15 protein-coding genes are annotated in these 19,887 nt (G+C 64.7%); 5 read left to right on the top strand and 10 right to left on the bottom strand.

The genetic code is table 11. From position 1 onward, the window contains the following. Positions 1 to 104 precede the first annotated feature (104 nt). The 6 genes from AC25ND_RS04545 to AC25ND_RS04520 form a co-directional block, all read right to left on the bottom strand. On the bottom strand, positions 105 to 1,415 hold the full coding sequence (locus AC25ND_RS04545) for an OprD family porin (protein ID WP_486976123.1): 1,311 nt from the start codon (positions 1,413 to 1,415) through the stop codon (positions 105 to 107). 205 nt (positions 1,416 to 1,620) lie between these two features. After that, on the bottom strand, positions 1,621 to 1,845 hold the full coding sequence (locus AC25ND_RS04540; RefSeq protein WP_023631633.1) for a hypothetical protein: 225 nt from the start codon (positions 1,843 to 1,845) through the stop codon (positions 1,621 to 1,623). Between the two features lie 130 nt (positions 1,846 to 1,975). Then, entirely contained in the window at positions 1,976 to 3,391 is a 1,416-nt protein-coding gene (locus tag AC25ND_RS04535; protein ID WP_186594246.1) for a heavy metal sensor histidine kinase, read from the bottom strand. Between the two features lie 123 nt (positions 3,392 to 3,514). Then, on the bottom strand, positions 3,515 to 4,186 hold the full coding sequence (locus AC25ND_RS04530) for a heavy metal response regulator transcription factor (protein ID WP_028689812.1): 672 nt from the start codon (positions 4,184 to 4,186) through the stop codon (positions 3,515 to 3,517). A 9-nt stretch (positions 4,187 to 4,195) separates the two neighbouring features. Continuing rightward, on the bottom strand, positions 4,196 to 7,288 hold the full coding sequence (locus tag AC25ND_RS04525) for a multidrug efflux RND transporter permease subunit (RefSeq protein ID WP_186594248.1): 3,093 nt from the start codon (positions 7,286 to 7,288) through the stop codon (positions 4,196 to 4,198). Then, on the bottom strand, positions 7,285 to 8,448 hold the full coding sequence (locus AC25ND_RS04520) for an efflux RND transporter periplasmic adaptor subunit (protein ID WP_186594250.1): 1,164 nt from the start codon (positions 8,446 to 8,448) through the stop codon (positions 7,285 to 7,287). Before AC25ND_RS04520 ends, AC25ND_RS04525 begins: the two co-directional genes overlap by 4 nt. A gap of 222 nt (positions 8,449 to 8,670) precedes the next feature. Here AC25ND_RS04520 and AC25ND_RS04515 point away from each other — a divergent pair, with 222 nt between their 5' ends. Then, positions 8,671 to 10,254 carry a methyl-accepting chemotaxis protein gene (locus tag AC25ND_RS04515; protein ID WP_186594253.1) on the top strand — a complete coding sequence of 528 codons (1,584 nt, stop codon included), beginning with the start codon at positions 8,671 to 8,673 and terminating at the stop codon, positions 10,252 to 10,254. 118 nt (positions 10,255 to 10,372) lie between these two features. Here AC25ND_RS04515 and AC25ND_RS04510 read toward each other — a convergent pair whose 3' ends face one another. The 4 genes from AC25ND_RS04510 to norR all read right to left on the bottom strand — a co-directional run bounded on the left by AC25ND_RS04510 (position 10,373) and on the right by norR (position 14,046). Further along, positions 10,373 to 11,107, bottom strand: coding sequence for a YkgJ family cysteine cluster protein (locus AC25ND_RS04510; RefSeq protein WP_486976122.1), 735 nt, complete (start codon positions 11,105 to 11,107; stop codon positions 10,373 to 10,375). Continuing rightward, positions 11,104 to 11,415: a hypothetical protein gene (locus AC25ND_RS04505; protein WP_028689807.1), complete on the bottom strand. Its 312-nt coding sequence runs from the start codon at positions 11,413 to 11,415 to the stop codon at positions 11,104 to 11,106. The genes AC25ND_RS04510 and AC25ND_RS04505 overlap by 4 nt, the downstream gene beginning before the upstream one ends. 88 nt (positions 11,416 to 11,503) lie before the next feature. Then, positions 11,504 to 12,403 (bottom strand): chemotaxis protein, encoded by a 900-nt coding sequence (locus AC25ND_RS04500; RefSeq protein WP_028689806.1) that lies wholly within the window; start codon positions 12,401 to 12,403, stop codon positions 11,504 to 11,506. Positions 12,404 to 12,495: 92 nt separating this feature from the next. Further along, positions 12,496 to 14,046 carry a nitric oxide reductase transcriptional regulator NorR gene (norR, locus tag AC25ND_RS04495; RefSeq protein WP_028689805.1) on the bottom strand — a complete coding sequence of 517 codons (1,551 nt, stop codon included), beginning with the start codon at positions 14,044 to 14,046 and terminating at the stop codon, positions 12,496 to 12,498. 154 nt (positions 14,047 to 14,200) lie between these two features. Between norR and hmpA the strand changes: the two genes are divergently transcribed. The 4 genes from hmpA (at position 14,201) to cyoB (ending at position 19,884) form a co-directional block, all read left to right on the top strand. After that, entirely contained in the window at positions 14,201 to 15,379 is a 1,179-nt protein-coding gene (gene hmpA, locus AC25ND_RS04490; protein ID WP_028689804.1) for an NO-inducible flavohemoprotein, read from the top strand. 469 nt (positions 15,380 to 15,848) lie between these two features. Then, positions 15,849 to 16,355: a disulfide bond formation protein B gene (locus AC25ND_RS04485; RefSeq protein WP_028689803.1), complete on the top strand. Its 507-nt coding sequence runs from the start codon at positions 15,849 to 15,851 to the stop codon at positions 16,353 to 16,355. Positions 16,356 to 16,914: 559 nt separating this feature from the next. Then, positions 16,915 to 17,859, top strand: a complete 945-nt coding sequence (gene cyoA, locus AC25ND_RS04480; protein ID WP_028689802.1) for a ubiquinol oxidase subunit II — start codon at positions 16,915 to 16,917, stop codon at positions 17,857 to 17,859. A 3-nt stretch (positions 17,860 to 17,862) separates the two neighbouring features. Next, the gene (gene cyoB / locus AC25ND_RS04475) at positions 17,863 to 19,884 is read left to right on the top strand and encodes a cytochrome o ubiquinol oxidase subunit I (RefSeq protein WP_486976121.1); all 2,022 of its coding nucleotides are present in this window, start codon (positions 17,863 to 17,865) and stop codon (positions 19,882 to 19,884) included. Positions 19,885 to 19,887: the final 3 nt, after the last annotated feature.

Below are 19,887 nucleotides of genomic sequence, written 5' to 3'. Positions count from 1 at the left end.
CCCATCGCGGGGCAAGCCCGCTCCCACCATTCGCCAAGGCCAAGGCCAAGGCCAAGGCCAGGTCATGGTCGTGGGAGCGGGCTTGCCCCGCGATCGGTTTCAGATCAGAACACGTTCAACGGATAATCCACGATCACGCGGAATTCGTTGTTGTCCTGGATGTTCGAGTACGCCGCGTTGGCCCGGTGCGTGGCATAGCGCAGCAGCACCGACAGGTCCTTCAGCTGGCCTTGCTGGAATACGTACTTCACGTCGAAGTCACGCTCCCAGTGCCGGGCATTCTCGCCGTCGGCGTTATAGAAAGCGTAGTACTGGGTGTCCTGGCTGGCTTTGGTCAGGTCGGCCTTGCCGCGCGAGTACGACAGCGAGGTGCTCAGGCCCGGCATGCCGAGGCCGGCGAAGTCATAGTCGTACTGCAGCTTCCACGAGCGCTCGTTCGGTGCGTTGAAGTCCGAGTACATGCGCGAGTTGTCGAGGAAGATGCTGTCGCCCAGGTTGATGTAGTCGAACGGCGTGTCGCCGTTGACCCGCTGGTAGGCGGCGGTGACGCTGTGGTACCCGGCGGCGACGGTGAAGTGCACGCTCCAGGTGTTGTTGTCGATGTCGCCCAGCTTCGACTGGCCGGTGTCCTGGGTGTGATAGAAGTGCACGCCAGGGTTCAGGCTGACCAGGTCGTTGACCGCGTAGGTGTAGTCGAAGTCGGCGTAGTACTGGTTCCAGATGTCCTTCAGCTCGGCGGCGTAGACGTTGGCGGTGACGCCTTCGGTGCCGCTCCAGGACGCACCGGCCCAGCTCAGGTTCTGGCTGTCCTGCTCGGGCGTCTGGTTGCTGTAGTAGGTGTTGATGCGGCGGTGGCCGCTCTGGTTGTACGGCTTGGTGAAGCTGACCTTGCCGCCTTCGAGCATCAGCCCGTCGATGCTGCGGTTGGTCACGGCGACGCCGCGGAAGGTCTGCGGCAGCATGCGGCTTTCGCCACCGGCGATCACCGGGTTGGTGAGGAACAGGTCACCGGCCTTGAACTCGGTATCGAAGCCCTTGAGCTTGATCGCGCCGCCAGCGGTGGAGAAGGCATGGCGTGCCTTGTCTTCCGGCGCGCTCGGCAGGATCGAGGTGCCGGCGCGGCCGCCGCCGCCGTCCAGCTTCAGGCCGACCATGGCGTGGGCGTCGAGGCCGAAACCGATCACGCCGGGCGTGTAGCCGGACTCGAAGCGGGTGACGGCACCTTGGCCCCACTCGCGCTTGTCCTTGATCGAGGCATTCTTCTCGTTGCGGTTGAAGTAGGCATTTCTGAAATGCAGGTTCAGCGTGGAACCCTCGATGAAGCCATCAGCCTTGTCTTCATCGGCCTGTGCGGCCATGGGCATCGTTGCGGCCAATGCAACGAACAACGGGGTGAAACGAAACGCAAAAGACACCGGTACACACTCCTTTGGTCAAGCGATGGGGCAGTTTTTTATTGTCGTGTCTGCAAGTTCTTATTAGAGACGTAACAGCCAGGCTGATATTTTCGACGCATAAAAAAAGCCGCTGAAAGGCAGCGGCTTTGAAAGGCTAACATATCGTCACAGGCAGTGCCCATGGTGTAGCCCAGGGAAAACTGGAAACAGTTGACGTGGCCGGTCAACTATCGGCATCGGTATCGACAGATACCTTGGAGGCTGTCTGCTGTGCGTCTTTTGCCGCAGCGGACTGCTGTGCGGCGTAAGCGTCACGCGCCTCCTGGTGAACTGCGGCGAGTTCGGCGTTACGGGCAACGAAGGCCGGGGATTCTTCGGCCATGGCCAGGGGCGACAACAACAGGGAAGACAGGACGAACACGCTGGCAATACCCATACTGTTGGACATTTGATGCAACCTTCTTGCGTGGCAAGTGCTAATGGAGACAGGGCTAAAGTTAGTCCTGTAAACAGCGGGGAAACAGAGGCTGTTCAGATAAGCACTATTGCGCAAAAAGTAATGATCGCGGCAAAAACACTCAGACTTTTACCGCAAACCCGCGTAGTTGAGCGTTCGGCAGGTTAATGCCGAAGGTATTGGCGCCGGCTTGGCTGTGCACGAAAACACTGCCACCGTGCATCAGGGCGATCGCCTTGACGATGGCCAGGCCCAGTCCGTGGTTGCCGCCGCCGCTGTTGGCACGCGCTGCATCCACTCGGTAGAAGCGCTCGAACAGCATCGGCAGGTGCTCGTCGGCAATCGCCGGCCCTGGGTTGCTCACCGCGATGCTGACCTGTTCCTCGCCCGCCTCGATGCGCACCTGGATCACCTGGTGCGGCGCGGTGTGCTGGACGGCGTTGTTGAGCAAGTTGATCAGCGCCCGGCGCAGCTGGGCCTTTTCGAAACAGGCTTGGGCGTCGCCGCTGACGCTGACGCTGACCTGGGCGTCCTCGAGGATGTAGTCGAGGTAGTCGAGGGTGGTGGCCACTTCCTCCGCCAGCGAGGCGCTGGTCAGCGAAGTGGCCTTGCCGCCCTGGTCGGCGCTGGCCAGGAACAGCATGTCGTTGATGATGCTGCGCAGCCGCTCCAGCTCTTCGAGGTTCGATTGCAGCACCTCGAAGTAGTGCTCGGCGCTGCGCCCGCGGGTCAGGGCGACCTGGGTCTGGCCGATCAGGTTGGTCAGCGGCGAGCGCAGTTCGTGGGCGACGTCGGCGTTGAAGGCCTCGAGTTGCGAATAGGCCTGGCTGACCCGGTCGAGGGCGGCGTTGAAGGCGCCGGCGAACTGCGCCAGCTCCGGCGGCAGGTCGCGGGTCTGCAGGCGGTCGTCCAGGCGCGGGGGGGCCAGGGCCTGGGCTTCGTCCGACAGCGCCAGCAGGGGCCTGAGGCCGATGCGCGCGACCCAGTAGCCGAGCAGCGAGGCCAGCAGCACGCCGAGGGCGGCCAGGCCGACGATGGCCACCAGCAAGCTGTGCTGGGCCTGCCAGAAGGTCTCGGTGTCGATGCCGATCAGAAAGCGCAGCGGCGGGCGCTCACCCAGCGCCGGCAGTTCGCTGACCAGCACCTTGTACGGGTAGGGGCTGTCGCTCAGGCGCAGGTCACGCATGCCCGGCGCGCCCTCGGCGAAGCCGCGCACCTGCTCGGTGGGATGGCCGTACTCGAAGGCCGGGTTGCTGCTCACCACCCAGAAGCGGATGCGCCGGTCTTCCTCGCTGAGCAGGTTGAGCTTGTTGTTGATCTTGGCCCAGTGCTCGGGGGTGCCGTAGCGGTTGAGGGTGGATTCGAGCACGCTGAAGCGCGCGTCCAGTTCGGCGGCCGGCAGCAGGTCGAGGCTGCGGTCGACCTGGCGGTACAGGGCGCTGCCGATCAGCACGAACACGGCCAGGGCCACCAGAGTGAACAGCGCCGAGAGGCGCAGGGCGATGGAGTTGCCGGGTTTGCTTCGGAAAAGGTTCATGGGCTGTCGCTCCCTGGGGCTGCTCTGCAGCCCTTTCGCGACACAAGGCCGCTCCCACAAGAGACCGCGAGCCGCTGTGGGAGCGGCCTTGCGTCACGAGTGGGGCGCGCAGCGCCCCCCGGGCTACCCACGGTGCTCCAGGACATAACCCATGCCTCGAATGGTATGCAGCAGTTTGTTGTCGAACGGCCCGTCGAGCTTGGCGCGCAGGCGCTTGATGGCCACCTCGACGACATTGGCGTCGCTGTCGAAATTGATGTCCCAGACCAGCTCGGCGATGGCGGTCTTGGACAGGATCTCACCCTGGCGCCGGGCCAGCACGCTGAGCAGCGAAAACTCCTTGGCGGTGAGATCCAGGCGCGATCCCGCGCGGGTGGCCTTGCGTGCCATCAGGTCGATCCACAGGTCCGCCACCTGGATCTGCAAGGGCTCATGAATGGCGCTGCGTCGGGTCAGCGCCTGCAGGCGGGCGACCAGTTCAAGGAACGAGAACGGCTTGCCCAGGTAGTCGTCGGCGCCTTCGCGCAGGCCATGAATACGGTCCTCGACCCGCTCACGGGCGGTGAGCATGATCACCGGTGTCTGCTTGCGCGCCCGCAGTGCGCGCAGCACGCCGTAGCCATCCAGGCCCGGCAGCATCACGTCGAGCACGATCACCGCGTAGTCGCCTTCCAGGGCCAGGTGCAGGCCGTCGATGCCGTCGCGGGCCAGGTCGACGGTGAAGCCCTGCTCGGTGAGGCCGCGATGCAGGTAGTCGGCGGTTTTCTCTTCGTCTTCGATGATCAGCACACGCATGGTCTTGTCTCAACTGGCGGTCGGCGCGGGGGCGGCAGCGGCCCGGCGGCGGTGGAACAGGCGCTCCAGGGCCAAGTATATGACCGGGGTGGTGAACAGCGTCAGCGCCTGGCTTACCAGCAGGCCGCCGACCACGGCGATGCCCAGCGGCTGGCGCAGTTCGGCGCCGGTGCCGAAGCCGAACATCAGCGGCACCGCGCCGAGCAGCGCGGCCAGGGTGGTCATGATGATCGGACGGAAGCGCACCAGGCATGCCTGGCGGATCGCCTGCTCGGGCGTCATGCCCTGGTGGCGCTGGGCGTCGAGGGCGAAGTCGATGAGCAGGATGCCGTTCTTCTTGACGATGCCGATCAACAGCACCACGCCGATCAGGCCCATGATGGTGAAGTCCTGGCCCATCAGCCACAGCAGGATCAGCGCGCCCAGGCCCGCCGAGGGCAGGGTGGAGATGATGGTCAGCGGGTGCACGAAGCTCTCGTAGAGCACGCCGAGGATGATGTACACCGCCACCAGCGCGGCGAGGATCAGGTATGGCTGGCTGGACAGCGAGCTCTGGAACGCCTGGGCCGCGCCCTGGAAGTTGCCGGCGATGGAGTCGGGCATGCCCAGCTCGCGCTGGGTGCGTTCGAGGATCTGCACCGCATCGCCCAGGGCCACGCCGGGAGCCAGGTTGAACGACAGGTTGGCCGCTGGGAACAGGCCGTCGTGGCTGATCGACAGGGGGCCGGTGCTGGGCGGCGCGACATGGGCCAGGGCCGACAGCGGCACCATCTCGCCGGACAGCGGCGAGCGCAGGTAGAAGTAGTTGAGGCTTTCGGCCTTGCCACGCTGGCGGGCGTCCAGCTCGAGGATCACCTTGTACTGGTTGGTCTCGGTCTGGAACTCGCTGATTTGTCGCTGGCCGAAGGCGTCGTACAGCGCCTGGTCGACGTCGGTGGTGGTCAGCCCGAAGCGCGCCGCGGCCTGGCGGTCGATGTCGATGCGGGTGACGCTGGCGCCCAGCTGCAGGTCGTTGGACAGGTCGCGAAACGCCGGGTTTTCGCGCAGGCGCTCGGTCAGGCGCTGGGTCCACAGGTTCAGCGCCACGCCGTCGTTGCTCTTGAGCACGTACTGGTACTGGGTGCGCGAGGGACCGGAGCTGAGGTTGATGTCCTGCCCGGCGCGCAGGTACAGGACGATGCCGGGGATCTGCATCAGTTTCGGGCGCATGCGGTCGATCCACTCACTGGCCGAGACGTCGCGTTCGCCACGGGGCTTGAGGGAGATCCAGAAGCGGCCGTTGGCGATGGTCTGGTTGCTGCCGGTGACGCCGACCGAGTGCGAGAAGGCGCGCACCGCAGGGTCGGCCTCGATGATCTTCGCCAGGGCCTGGTGTTTCGCGATCATCGCCGGGTAGGAGACATCCGCCGCCGCCTCGGTGGTGCCGAGGATGAAGCCGGTGTCCTGCAATGGGAAGAAGCCCTTGGGGATGGCCACGTAGCCGGCCACCGCCAGCGCCAGGGTCAGGCCGAACACGCCGAGGGTGACGCGCCGGTGCGCCAGGGCCCGGTCCAGGCACTTTTCGTACCAGCGCACCAGGCGCTGGCCGAGGCCGCCGTGCTGCTCCTCGGGCGGGCGGCGCATGCACAGCGCGGCCAGGGTCGGTGCCAGGGTCAGCGAGACCACCACCGAGATCAGGATGGTCGCGGTGGCGGTCAGGGCGAACTCCTTGAACAGCCGGCCGACCACGCCGCCCATGAACAGCAGCGGAATGAACGCGGCGATCAGCGAGAAGCTGATCGACACCACGGTGAAGCCGATCTCGCCGGCGCCCTTGAGCGCGGCGGTGCGGCTGTCGTCGCCGGCCTCCAGGTGGCGGTGGATGTTCTCCACCACGACGATGGCGTCATCCACCACGAAGCCCACGGCGATGACGATGGCCACCAGGGTGAGGTTGTTGAGGCTGAAACCGAACACGTACATCAGCGCGCAACTGGCGATCAGCGACACGCCGAGCACGCTGGAGACGATGAAGGTCGCCGACCACTGGCGCAGGAACAGCGCCATCACCCCGATCACCAGGGCCACGGCGATTATCAGGGTTAGCTCTACCTCATGCAGCGAGGCGCGGATGGTCTGGGTACGGTCCTGCAGCACCGAGACATCGACCGCCGCCGGCAGCATCTCCTGCAAGCGCGGCAGGGCGTCGAGCACCCGGTCCACGGTGTCGACGATGTTGGCGCCGGGCTGGCGGAAGATCACCAGGTTGAGCCCCGGCCGGTCGCCGGACCAGGCCTTCACATAGGCGTTCTCGGCGCCATCGATCACCTTGGCCACATCGGCCAGGTGCACCGGCGCGCCGTTGCGGTAGCTGACGATCAGCCTGGCGTAGTCCTCGGGGTGGAACAGCTGGTCGTTGGCGGCAAGGGTCGACACGCTGTGCTCGCCGTACAACGCGCCCTTGGCCAGGTTGAGGCTGGTCTGCTGGATGGCCAGGCGGATATCGGCCAGGGTCAGGCCGATGGCGGCGAGCTTCTCGGGCTGGGCCTGCACGCGGATGGCCGGGCGCAGCTGGCCGGTGATGTTGATCAGGCCGACCCCGTCGATCTGGCTGAGCTGGCGGGCCAGCAGGGTCTCGGCGTAGTCGCTCAGTTGGTTGCCGGGCATCTGCGTCGAGCTGACGGTGAGGATCAGCACCGGGCTGTCGGCCGGGTTGACCTTGCGCCAGGTCGGCGGGCTGGGCATGTCCTGGGGCAGGCGCGCGGTGGCGGTGTTGATCGCCGCCTGGACTTCCTGGGCGGCGGTGTCGATGTTCTTGTCGAGGGTGAACTGCAGGATCAGGTTGGTCGAGCCCAGGGCGCTGCTGCTGGTCATCTGGGTCATGCCGGGGATGGCGCTGAACTGCACCTCCAGGGGCGTCGCCACCGACGAGGCCATGGTTTCTGGGCTGGCGCCGGGCAGCTGGGCGGTGACCTGGATGGTCGGGAAGTCGGCCTCGGGCAGGGGCGCCACCGGCAGGCGTGGGAAGGCGATGGTGCCCAGCAGCACCAGGGCGAAGGTCAGCAGCAGGGTGGCGATGGGGTGGTCGATGCACCAGGCCGAGACGCCGTTGCGGGTGTTCATGGCTGGCTCCTGCGGTCGGCCATTTCCGCCGGGGCCGGAGCGTCGGGCGTGACCTCGACGGTGCTGCCGGGCTTGAGCCGCGACTGGCCGTCCAGCACCAGGCGGTCGCCGGCCTTGACCCCGGCGATGACGTTCAGCGTGCTGTCCTGGTATACCACCTTGACCGGCACGGCGCTGACCTTGTCGCCATCCAGGCGGTAGACGAAGTGGCCGTCGAGGCTGCGTTGCACCACTGGCGGCGGCACCACCAGGGCGTCCTCGTCCACTGCCGTGCGCAGGCGCACGGTGACCAGCTGGCCGGGCCACAGGCGGCCATCCTGGTTGTCGAACTCGGCCTTGACCCGCACCGTGCCGGTGGTGGCCGAGACCTGGTTGTCGATCAGCATCAGGTGGCCCCTGGCGAGCAGGCTGCGTTCGCCGTCGGCGTCCATGTACGCCTCGACCTCAGCGGGCGTGGGCGATTTCAGCAAGCTCTGCAGGACGGGGAGCTGCTGCTGGGGCAGGGCGAACTCCACGGCGATCGGGTCGATCTGGGTGACGCTGAACAGGCTCTGGGTGTCGCTGGTGCGCACCAGGTTGCCGGGGTCGACGTTGCGGATGCCGACGCGGCCGGTGACCGGCGAGCGGATCTGCGTATAGCTGAGCTGTACCGCGGCATTGTCGATGGCCGCCTGGTTGCCCTTGAGGGTCGCCTGCAACTGGTTCACCAGGGCTTGCTGCTGATCGAGGGTCTGCTTCGACACGCCGTCGTCGGTGCTCAGCAGCTGGTAGCGCTTGAGGTTGACGTTGCCGACCTGCAACTGCGCCTGGGTCTGGCCAAGCTGGGCGCGGGCCTGATCCAGGTTCGCGCGGATCGCCCGGTCGTCGAGGGTGGCCAGCAGGTCGCCCTGGCTGACCCATTGGCCTTCCTTGACCAACACCTGGGTCAGCACGCCCTCGACCTGGGGGCGGACCTCGACGCTGTGCAGCGACAGCACCGAGCCGATGGCGCTGAGGTAGCGCGGTACATCCTGCTGGGCCACCGCGACCACCCGCACCGGGATCGCGCTGGCGGCGCGGCTGGCTGGAGCTTGCTGGCGCAACCCCTGCCAGGTGCCGACGGCGGCCAGCAGGACCAGGGCCAGGGCAGTGATAACGAGGGAACGGGACGGACGTCGCATCGCGGCGGGCACCTTGGCCAAGGGGCTGGGGAAAAGATTCGGCTATTGCAGGGTTATAGCGCGCCGAGCGGGTCGGCAGCGTGACGCCTGGCTGTCACGGCTGTCAGTTTCGGCGGATTGATGGCCAAGTGCCAATACCCTGCCGTGGATCAATATTGCACCGACGTTTGCCCCTAAAGTCGTACGCCCTGCCGATTTCCCGTACAACAACGAGAGCCTCCGATGAAGTGCAATGTGCCTGTTACCGGTCGCGAAGTGGATTACCCCGGCGACGCCAACATCCTGTCCACCACCGACCTGGACAGCCGCATTACCTATGCCAATGATGATTTCCTGCGGATCAGTGGTTTCTCCCGCGAGGAACTGCTGGGCAACGCCCATCACATCGTCCGCCATCCCGACATGCCGCCCCAGGCGTTTGCCCAGATGTGGCAGGCGCTCAAGGCCGGGCGTTCGTGGATGGGGCTGGTGAAGAACCGCTGCAAGAACGGCGACCACTACTGGGTAAGCGCCTTCGTCTCGCCGATCAGCAGCGGTGGGCAGGCGCTGGAGTACCAGTCGGTGCGGACCAAGCCTGGGGCCGAGCAGGTCGCGGCGGCCGAGCGCTGCTATGCGCGCCTGCGCGAAGGCCGACGTGGCTGGCGTGAGCGCTTGCCGGTACTGGGATTGGGCTCACGTTTGTCGCTGGCGGTCGGTGCCGTGCTGGCGCTGGTAGTGGGTGCCGGGCAGTGGTGGCTGGGGGCGCCGTTGCTGGAATCGCTGGTGGAAGTGGCAGCGGCGGCAGGTTTGAGCAGCCTGGCGATTCTGGTGCTGTTGCGCCCTTACGAGCGGTTGCGCCAGCAGGCCCAGGCGATCGCCGACAACCCGTTGAGCCAGCAGCTGTATACCGGCCGGCGTGACAGCCTGGGGCAGATCGAGTTCGCCATGCACATGCTCAAGGCGCAGCTGGGGGCGGTGGTCGGGCGCATCGGCGATACCTCGTCGCGCCTGGCCGGGCACTCCGGCTCGCTGGTCGAGGCCCTGCACAGCAGTCATGCCAACAGCCTGGAGCAGCAGAGCGAAGCCGACCAGGTGGCGACAGCGATCCACCAGATGAGCGCCAGCGTCGCGCAGGTGGCCAGCAGCGCACAGATGGCGGCGATGGCCGCCGACCAGGCCGAGGGTGAGACCCAGTCCGGCCATCACCTGGTCGACCGCAACCGCTGCGCGATCCAGGACCTGGCCGGCTCGCTGGTCGAGGCCAGCGAAGTGATCCACCAACTGGAGAATCACAGCAGCGAGATCTCCGGGGTGCTCGACGTGATCCGTGGCATCGCCGAGCAGACCAACCTGCTGGCGCTGAACGCCGCCATCGAGGCGGCGCGTGCCGGTGACCAGGGGCGTGGCTTCGCGGTGGTCGCCGACGAGGTGCGCGGCCTGGCCCAGCGCACCGCGCAGTCGACCCACGATATCCAGCGCATGATCGCCGCCCTGCAGGAGGGTGCCCGCGCGGCGGTGCAGGTGATGCAGCAGAGCAGCGCCCATGCCGGGCACAGCGTCGAGCAGGCGCAACTGGCCAGCGACGCGCTGGACAGCATCAGCGTGCGGGTCAACCAGATCAACGAGATGAGCCTGCAGATCGCCGCGGCGGTGGAGCAGCAGAGCCAGGTCAGTGAAAACATCAACCGCAACATCACCAGCATCCGCCAGGCCAGCGAGGCGACGGTCAGCGTCGGGCAGCGCAGCCACAGCAGTGCCAGTGACGTGGCGGAGTTGGCCAAGGACCTGCGGCGGCTGGCGGATGAGTTCTGGCGGCGGTGTCAGTGATTGAGTTGTCAGTGCCGGCCCTATCGCGGGGCAAGCCCGCTCCCACAATAGTGGCCTCGAAGCCTGGAGTGTCGAGGGCTAGGGCGTGGGAGCGGGCTTGCCCCGCGATTGGATCTATCTAGAAACCGATGAACGCATAGTAGACCGGCGCTTCGCCCGTCACCTGCAGGCGATGACCCTGTAATTCGGCCGCAAGCGCCTCGTCCTGCACATGCATCACCCACGGCCCATTGACCGCCATTGGCGCCTGTTCCAGCACCGCCGCGAACGCCGCCATGTCCGGCAACCACGCGGTAAACCCGTTGCCCTTAAGCGCGCTGGTGGTCATCCCCAGCGCCTGGCAGATCGCCACCTTGGCGGCGATATCGTCGCGATCTGCCTGGCGCGAGGCCTCGATCAAGGCGCGCAGTGTCTCATCCACCGGTAGGCTGCCATGAATCAGCTCAGGCCCTTGTTTCCAAGCTTCGGGCGGGCAGTCCTTGTTTTCCGGCCGCAGCGGCAGGTGCGGGTTGATTTCCGCCGGGTAGATGCGACAGACCAGCGGCCGGCTTTCATAGATGCCGCAGAAGTCGTTGTCGTCGAGGTTGCGACAACGCCCCGGGTTGAACGCGGCGAAGGTGACCGACACCTGCAGTTGCCCGGCGCCACAGGGCACCGGGAATGATCGGCGCAGCACATGCTCGCGCTGGTCCACCGGCATGCCCGGGCCATCGGCGAGGAACCCTTCGATCAGCACCACCACCTGGCCGCCGGAGGCCGCCCACGAGTGGGCCTCGGCAAGTGTCAGCGGCACATGATGGCCCGTGCAGCATTTGCCGCAGCCGGTGCAGGCGAAGCGAATGCTGTCGCTCATCGCTTGCCGGCGTCCCATTCGCTGGTGAAGGCTTGCTGGCGTTGGCGGTCATACAGGCACAACTCGGTACCGGTGCGGTTCTGCATGTGCTTCTGCGGGTAGGTGCCCTCGATCAACAGCGCGCTGTAACCGACCCGGTCGTCGAACTCGGTGGGCTTGCCCAGGGCGTGGGCATCCTTGAACTGGCTGGCGGCCAGGCAGGCCTTGAGCATGTGCTTGCGCTGGTCGGTCCAGGCCTGGTTGCTCGAGGCGTGGGCTACGCCGCTGGCAAGGGCGCAGAGAATGAGGAACGAACTGAGGTATTTCATACGCGACACCGCCAATGAATCTGCGAAGGGCGCGAATTATGCCCGAACGTTTTCCTTCATCAAGTCAGGAAAATCCTGACTTGATGTGTCAGCGCTCCTCGAACACCACCGTCCGCGCCGCAGTCACCAGGCAGTTGGTCAGCTCCGGCGAGGAGAACTTGGTCAGGATCGCATTGGCCCCCGCCAGCTTGGCCTTGTCGCCGCTCATCGCGCTGTCCAGCGAGGTGTGCAGCAGGATGTACAGGTGCTGGAAGTCCGGCGTTTCACGCAGGGTGCGGGTGAAGGCGAAGCCATCCATCTCGGACATCTCGATGTCGGAGACGATGATGTTGATTTCCCGCTCGGTGCCTTGCAGCTCCAGCAGCACGTTGATCGCATCCTTGGCGCTGCGCGCGGTATGGCACTCGATGCCGAGGTTGCGCAGGGTGTGCACCGATTGCTGCAGCGCGACCTGGCTGTCGTCCACCACCAGGATGTTGGCGGCGGCCAGCAGGCTGGCGTCTTCCTCGCTGACTTCGCCCGGGTGCGGCTCGTGGGCCGGCGGGGCGATGCCGTGGATGACTTTCTCGATGTCCAGCACCTGCACCAGGGTGTTGTCGACCCGGGTCACGCCGGTGATGAACGAGCGGTTGCCCGATCCGTAGGGCGGCGGCTTGATGTCGGTGCTCAGACAATGGACGATGCGGCTTACCGCCTGCACGTGCAGGCCCTGGCGCGAGCGGCTGATCTCGGTGACGATCAGGCAGCCGCCGTCGGGGTCGGCCAGGGGCATTTCGCCGATGGCGCGGGACAGGTCGATCACCGACAGCGAGTTGCCGCGCAGGGTGGCGACGCCTTTGACATGCGGGTGGGACTCCGGCAGCTTGGTCAGCGGCGGGCAGGGGATGATCTCGCTGACCTTGAGCAGGTTGATAGCCATCAGCTTGCCGCTGCGCAGGGTGAACAGCAGCAGGGACAGCGAGTCCGCGCGGGCTTTTTGCGTGGCCATGGGCAACCTTCGGTTCGAAATGGGGGAGGATGCCGGGTTATCGGCTTTTTGGCGTCAGGCTTTAGCGTAGTTTGCTATTTGCGATGGTGTATTCAGCGCAAGCCCAGTCGCTTGGCCAGCCGGCTCAGGTTGGCCCGGTCCAGCCCCAGCTCTCGCGCCGCGGCGGCCCAGTTGTCATGGTGGCGATTCAGGCAGGCTTCGACGATCTGCCGCTGATAATCATCCACCGCTTCACGCAGCCCGCCCTCGGGCAACGGCACATCGGCCGACGGCGCTTCGGCTACTACCGGCATGGCCGGCGCCAGGTTGCGTAGGTCGAGGTCGGCCGCTTCCAGGGTGAGGATCTTCGGCCGCTGCCCGTGTTGCCCCAGCGCCTTGAGCGCCGAACGGCCGATCAAGTGCTCCAGCTCGCGCACATTGCCCGGCCAGCCGTAGGCCAGCAGCGCGGCCTGGGCGTCCGCGGACAGCCGCAGGCTGCCCAGCCCCAGGCGCGAGCGGTTCTGTTCGAGGAAATAGCCCGCCAGCAACAGCACGTCGCGACCCCGTTCGCGTAGCGGTGGCACGTGCAACGGATAGACGCTCAGGCGGTGATAGAAGTCGGCGCGGAAGTGGCCGCTGCGCACCTCCTCGGCCAGATCGCGGTTGGTCGCGGCGATCAGACGTACATCCACGCGGTGTTCGCGATCCGAGCCCAGCCGCTGCAGTTGCCCGCTTTGCAGTACCCGCAGCAGCTTGGCCTGTACCGCCAGGGGCAGTTCGCCAACCTCGTCGAGGAACAGCGTGCCGCCATTGGCCAGCTCGAACTTGCCTCGGCGTTCGCCGTGGGCGCCGGTGAAGGCGCCGCGCACGTGGCCGAACAGTTCGCTCTCCACCAGGGTGTCGGGCAGCGCGGCGCAGTTGAGGCTGACCATCGGTTTGTCGGCGCGCTGGCTGGCGCGGTGCAGGGCCTGGGCCACCAGTTCCTTGCCGACGCCGGTCTCGCCGGTGATCAGCACGGTCAGGTCGCTGCCGCCGACCAGGCGGATCTCCTCGACCAGGCGCTTGTGCGCCTTGCTCTGGCCAATCAGTTCCCGGTCCTGGCCGCTGGCCTGGCGGTACACCTCGGCGCGCTGGTGTTCGTCCTCGGCGCGCGAGGCCAGGTGTTCGATGCGCTCGGCCACGGTCACCGTGGCGGCGGCCAGGCTGGCGAAGGCCTGCAAGGCGTCGAGCTCCAGGCTCTGGAACTGGCCGGGGGTAAGGGCGTCGAGGGTCAGCAGGCCCCAGGGGCGCTCGTCGACCATCAACGGGCAGCCCATGCAGTCGTGGACTTCGAGGTCGACATGCTCGGCATTGACCAGGCCGTCATAAGGGTCGGGCAACTGGCTGTCACTGGCGAAGCGGGTCGGCTCCGGGCGACTCAGGAGCACCTGGAAGCGCGGATGCTCGCTGACCTTGAAGCGCCGGCCCAAGGTGTCTGGCGACAGCCCGTCCACCGCCAGCGGCACCAGCCACTCACCGTCCAGGCGCAGCAGTGCCGCGGCATCGCAAGGCAGCAGGCCGCGCATGGCACCGAGCAGGCGGCGGTAGCGCTCCTGGTCGGGCAGGTCGCAGGAGAGGTCGCTGACCAGAGGGAGGAGGGCGGTGAGCAGGGGCTTTGCAGTCATATGGACTCCTGTTGGTCGTAATGACTATACGCCTGAGTGTGTCTTTATGACACTGATGTGCTCAAGATCCTGATTTTATTGGTGTTTAAAGTTGGCACGATTGCTGAAATACCCCAGGCAACCATTCGAAGCCAAAGGCTCAGGAGTTGTCGCAATGCTCAATGCCGAACAACGTGCAATCATCAAGGCCACTGTCCCCCTGCTGGAAAGCGGTGGCGAGGCCCTGACCACCCACTTCTACAAACTGATGCTCAGCGAGTACCCCGAGGTGCGTCCGCTGTTCAACCAGGCCCACCAGGCCAGCGGCGACCAGCCGCGTGCCCTGGCCAACGGCGTGCTGATGTACGCCCGTCACATCGACCGGCTCGAGCAACTGGGCGGCCTGGTCGGGCAGATCATCAACAAGCATGTGGCCCTGCAGATTCTCCCCGAACATTATCCGATCGTTGGCAGCTGCCTGCTGCGCGCCATCGAGCAAGTGCTGGGCAAGGACATCGCCACCCCGGAAGTGATCGCCGCCTGGGCCGCCGCCTATGGCCAGCTGGCCGATATCCTCATCGGTGCGGAAGAGCACCTCTATAAGGAGAAGGAGCAGGCCGCTGGCGGCTGGCGCGGTACCCGTGAATTCCGCCTGGTGCGCCGCGAGCAGGAAAGCCGCGAGATCGTCTCGTTCTACTTCGCACCGCTCGATGGCAAGCCGGTGCTCAAGGCCGAGCCGGGCCAGTACATCGGCTTGCAGGTGTTCATCGATGGCCAGGAGCAGCGCCGCAACTACTCGCTATCGGCTCTGTGCGACGGCGAGCAGTACCGCATCAGCGTCAAGCGCGAAGCGGGTGGCAAGGTCTCCAACTACTTGCATGACGGCTTGATGGTCGGTGATACCCTGCAACTGTTCCCGCCATCCGGTGACTTCACCCTCGCCGCCAGCGACAAGCCGCTGGTGCTGATCAGTGGCGGGGTTGGCATCACCCCGACCCTGGCGATGCTCGAGGCGGCGCTCAAGACCGAGCGACCGGTGCACTTCATCCACTGCGCGCGAAATGGCGCGGTGCACGCCTTCCGCGACTGGATCGACGGGCTGGCGGCGCGCCACCCGCAGCTCAAGCGCTTCTATTGCTACGCCGAGGAAGATGGCAGCCAGGCCGCCGACGCCGTGGGCCTGCTGGACCAGGCGCTGCTGGGCGAGTGGCTGCCGCGTGAGCGTGACATCGACGCCTACTTCCTCGGGCCAAAGGGCTTCATGGCCGCGATCAAGCGCCAGCTCAAGGGCCTGGGCGTGCCGGAAGGGCAAGCGCGCTACGAGTTCTTCGGACCGGCGGCGGCGTTGGAGTGAAACGCTGAGCCCATCGCGGGGCTTGCCCCGCGATTCATCCCAATCGCTGCGGTTCGGCGTTCTGTCGGGCCGGCAGCACCCGGATGCTCCCGGCCGTGGGTAATCGAGAACGAAACGGACGATGACATTCGGCGCTATCGATGTGGCCGAGCGCCGAACCGCAGCGATTGGGCCTGTCCCTTCTCTATATAGAAAGAGATGAACGCCTCCACACCGGCGTTCATCTTTAATCCTCCTTTAATCACGGTATCCTTCACTCCCGGGTGTCGAGGGGCCTGCCCCTGTCCGGTGCTCAAGCTGGCACATTTTTCATGTTGGCCAGTGAACCGAAACCGACCTGCTCGGTCCTAGGTCATCAGTGGATAGCCACGCACGCCCCTGCTCGATGCATTCAAAGGTCATCTCCAGCGTGTAGACTGGGCGCCCCTCGGGCGGCCCACGCTGCCACTCTCCATCGAAGGAATCGGCAATGAACGAACTCTCATCGCGCCTGAACCGGGAACGGCGCTTTCTGGTGCTCCTCGGCGTGATCTGCCTGGCGCTGATCGGCGGCGCCCTGTACATGCAGGTGGTGCTGGGCGAGGCGCCGTGCCCGCTGTGCATCCTGCAGCGTTATGCCCTGCTGTTCATCGCGATCTTCGCCTTCATCGCCGCGGCCATGCCCGGGCGCCGTAGCCTGACCTTCTTCGAGGCGCTGGTGGTGCTCAGCGCCATCGGCGGGATCGTTGCGGCGGGCAACCATGTGTATATACTCGCCAACCCGATGGTGAGCTGTGGCATCGACACCCTGCAGCCCATCGTCGACGACCTGCCGCTGGCCAAGCTCTGGCCACTGGCCTTCCAGGTCGACGGTTTCTGCTCCACCCCGTATCCGCCGATCCTCGGCTTGTCGCTGGCGCAATGGGCGCTGGTGGCCTTCGTCCTGACGGCGCTGCTGGTGCCCCTGGGAATCTACCGAAACCGACGTCGCGGTTAGACCAAAGTCCCGAATTGACCTGGGTCTATTGCACGGCAAGATAAGCCGCAAAGTGCGCCGCACGATTGATCCAGGTCAGCCATCAGCCCTTGCGCGGCAAGGGTTTCAGGGCTACTGGAAGGGGTGCGACAAACTGTCGCGAAGTTGATTTTTTGACCAGTATTGTTGCGCATTCTGTAAAAGACTGTTGCTCAATAAGTCATAGTCATCGTGGGGCGACCTATCTACAATCGCCCCCAATTTCCGTTCGGCACTGCTTGCAAGTCGCAGGATTGATGGAAGCCGCAGCGCTTTCCATTTGCTGACTTCGTCAAGTTTCGCCCAACGGCGATACCGGGCGGACCCCCCTCCGCGTTTTCCGCACCAAATGGACTTGGTCTGAAGTACAGGCCTGTTGCCTACGAAACCATAAGCACCGCACACCCGCTTGACGCCAAGATCCTGCAGTCGGATCCCTGGCAGGGGCGAGTACGGGCGCCAATTGCCGCACTTGGCAGGACGAAGTGTTGGCTACCAAAACACAAATTGCATTGAAGCAAGCTGATCTAGAGGTCGTGAGATGAGTAAAAAGCGTTACCCCAGACTGTTTGGCATATTGCCCTTTTTAGGCATGCTTTTACTCAGTGGGTGCAACTGGACCCTGCTCGACCCCAAGGGCCAGGTCGGCATTGAGCAGAAGAACCTGATCCTGATCGCCACCGGCCTGATGCTGCTGGTGGTCGTGCCCGTGATCATCATGACCCTGGCGTTCGCCTGGAAGTACCGTGCTTCCAACAAGGCCGCCACCTACACCCCCGACTGGTCGCACTCGACCAAGATCGAGGCCGCGGTGTGGATCATCCCGATCCTGATCATCATCGCCCTGGGTTACTTCACCTACCACTCCACCCACAAGCTGGACCCGTACCGTCCACTGGATTCCGATGTGAAGCCGGTGCAGATCGACGTGGTCGCGCTGGACTGGAAGTGGCTGTTCATCTACCCGGAGCAGGGCATCGCCACGGTCAACAAGATCGTCTTCCCGGCCAACACCCCGGTCAACTTCCGTGTCACCTCCGACGCCGTGATGAACTCCTTCTTCATCCCGGGTCTGGGCGGCCAGATCTACGCCATGGCCGGCATGACCACCAAACTGCACCTGATCGCCAACGAGAACGGTGTGTTTGACGGCATCTCCGCCAACTACAGCGGCGCCGGCTTCACCGGTATGAAATTCAAGGCTGTCGCCACTTCGCAAGCTGACTTCGATGCATGGGTCGCTGAAGTGAAGGCATCGCCGAAGAAACTGGACCAGGCCGAATATGACGCCTTGGCCAAAGCTAGCGAAAACAACCCAGTCGCGCTGTACAGCGAGGCTCCGGCTGACCAGTTCCAGCGCATCGTCGACAAGTACGAAGGCATGAACCGCGGTCGTCCGAACCACGAAGAAGCAGGCAGCAAAGACCTGGCCACCACCAAGGGTGTGGAATCGAGTATGCAACCAGCTGCCGGTGCAGAGGAGTAAGAGATGTTCGGTAAATTAACTCTGGAGGCGATACCGTATCACGAGCCGATAGTCATGGTGACGCTTGCCATGATCGCGCTCGGTGGTATCGCTGTCGTTGGTGCCATCACCTATTTCCGCAAGTGGACCTACTTGTGGACCGAGTGGCTGACCACGGTCGACCACAAGAAAATCGGCGTGATGTACATCATCGTCGCTATGGTCATGCTGCTGCGCGGCTTCGCCGACGCCATCATGATGCGTACCCAGCTGGCCGCCGCCACCGGTGGCTCGGAAGGCTACCTGCCGCCTGAACACTATGACCAGATCTTCACCGCCCACGGTGTGATCATGATCATCTTCATGGCGATGCCGTTCTTCACCGGCCTGATGAACCTCGCGGTTCCGTTGCAGATCGGTGCACGTGACGTTGCCTTCCCGTTCCTGAACTCCCTGAGCTTCTACCTGCTGCTGGCAGGCGTGCTGCTGGTCAACATCTCGCTGGGCGTTGGTGAATTCGCCAAGACCGGTTGGGTTGCCTATCCGCCGCTCGCGGGTATCCAGTACAGCCCTGGGGTGGGTGTCGATTACTACATCTGGGCGCTACAGCTCTCAGGCTTGGGTACGACACTGACAGGCGTGAACTTCCTCGTCACCGTGATGAAGATGCGCGCCCCTGGCATGAAGCTGATGGACATGCCGATCTTCACCTGGACCTGCACCTGGGCCAACGTGCTGATCGTCGCTTCCTTCCCGATCCTGACCGCCGCACTCGCCCTGCTGACCGTTGACCGTTATCTGGACTTCCACATCTTCACCAACGAGCTTGGTGGGAACCCGATGATGTACGTCAACCTGTTCTGGGCGTGGGGTCACCCTGAGGTCTACATCCTGATCCTGCCGGCCTTCGGCGTGTTCTCGGAAGTCACCTCGACCTTCGCAGGCAAGCGCCTGTTCGGTCACCACTCGATGATCTACGCTTCGGGCGCGATCGCCATCCTGGGCTTTGCGGTCTGGCTGCACCACTTCTTCACCATGGGTGCCGGCGCCAGCGTCAACACCTTCTTCGGCCTGGCGACGATGCTGATCTCCATTCCGACCGGTGTGAAGCTGTTCAACTGGCTGTTCACCATCTACCAGGGCCGTCTGCGCTTCACCGCGCCGATCATGTGGACCCTGGGCTTCATGGTCACCTTCTCCATCGGTGGCATGACCGGCGTCCTGCTGGCTGTTCCAGGTGCCGACTTCGTTCTGCACAACAGCCTGTTCGTGATCGCCCACTTCCACAACGTGATCATCGGTGGCGCGGTATTCGGCTACATCGCCGGCTTCGCCTTCTGGTTCCCGAAAGCCTTCGGTTTCACCCTGAACGAGAAGTGGGGCAAGGCTGCCTTCTGGTTCTGGATCTCCGGCTTCTACGTTGCGTTCATGCCGCTGTACGCCCTGGGCTTCATGGGCATGACCCGTCGTCTGAACCACTCCGACAACCCGCTGTGGGAACCCTACCTGTACGTGGCCGTGGTCGGCGCCGTGCTGATCCTGTTCGGTATCGCCTGCCAGCTGATCCAGATCTACGTCTCGGTTCGCGACCGCAAGGACAACATGGACGTCACTGGCGACCCATGGGGCGGCCGTACCCTGGAGTGGTCGACTTCGTCGCCACCTCCGTTCTACAACTTCGCTCACATGCCTGAGCATGTTGGCCTGGACGCCTGGCACGAAGCCAAGCAAGCCCGTGCCGCGTACAAAGCTCCGGCCAAGTACGAAGCGATCCACATGCCGAGCAACACTTCCACCGGTCTGTTCATGGGTCTGTTCCTGACCGTGTTCGGCTTCGCCTTCATCTGGCACATCTGGTGGCTGGTGGGTGCGAGCCTGGTTGCGACCATCGCCGTCTTCGTTCGCCACGCCGCGCGTGACGACCAGGGCTACATGGTGCCGGCCGAAGAAGTGGCGCGCATCGAAGGCGAGCGCATGAAAGCGCTGGCCAACGCTGGTGCACTGCCTGCCGGCGGCGCACGTGTCGAATCGTTTGAACGGGTGTAATCA

The sequence above is a fragment of the Pseudomonas sp. P110(2024) genome (assembly GCF_057480795.1).
Note: the sequence above shows the minus strand (reverse complement) of the source record. Positions and strands in the feature narration are given on the sequence as shown.

Bases quoted from the DNA above. Each gene is read 5' to 3' on its own strand.
- AC25ND_RS04540 (WP_023631633.1), bottom strand. From the start codon at position 1,845: ATGTCCAACAGTATGGGTATTGCCAGCGTGTTCGTCCTGTCTTCCCTG.
- AC25ND_RS04535 (WP_186594246.1), bottom strand. From the start codon at position 3,391: ATGAACCTTTTCCGAAGCAAACCCGGCAACTCCATCGCCCTGCGCCTC.
- AC25ND_RS04530 (WP_028689812.1), bottom strand. From the start codon at position 4,186: ATGCGTGTGCTGATCATCGAAGACGAAGAGAAAACCGCCGACTACCTG.
- AC25ND_RS04525 (WP_186594248.1), bottom strand. From the start codon at position 7,288: ATGAACACCCGCAACGGCGTCTCGGCCTGGTGCATCGACCACCCCATC.
- AC25ND_RS04520 (WP_186594250.1), bottom strand. From the start codon at position 8,448: ATGCGACGTCCGTCCCGTTCCCTCGTTATCACTGCCCTGGCCCTGGTC.
- AC25ND_RS04515 (WP_186594253.1), top strand. From the start codon at position 8,671: ATGAAGTGCAATGTGCCTGTTACCGGTCGCGAAGTGGATTACCCCGGC.
- AC25ND_RS04510 (WP_486976122.1), bottom strand. From the start codon at position 11,107: ATGAGCGACAGCATTCGCTTCGCCTGCACCGGCTGCGGCAAATGCTGC.
- AC25ND_RS04505 (WP_028689807.1), bottom strand. From the start codon at position 11,415: ATGAAATACCTCAGTTCGTTCCTCATTCTCTGCGCCCTTGCCAGCGGC.
- AC25ND_RS04500 (WP_028689806.1), bottom strand. From the start codon at position 12,403: ATGGCCACGCAAAAAGCCCGCGCGGACTCGCTGTCCCTGCTGCTGTTC.
- norR (WP_028689805.1), bottom strand. From the start codon at position 14,046: ATGACTGCAAAGCCCCTGCTCACCGCCCTCCTCCCTCTGGTCAGCGAC.
- hmpA (WP_028689804.1), top strand. From the start codon at position 14,201: ATGCTCAATGCCGAACAACGTGCAATCATCAAGGCCACTGTCCCCCTG.
- AC25ND_RS04485 (WP_028689803.1), top strand. From the start codon at position 15,849: ATGAACGAACTCTCATCGCGCCTGAACCGGGAACGGCGCTTTCTGGTG.
- cyoA (WP_028689802.1), top strand. From the start codon at position 16,915: ATGAGTAAAAAGCGTTACCCCAGACTGTTTGGCATATTGCCCTTTTTA.
- cyoB (WP_486976121.1), top strand. From the start codon at position 17,863: ATGTTCGGTAAATTAACTCTGGAGGCGATACCGTATCACGAGCCGATA.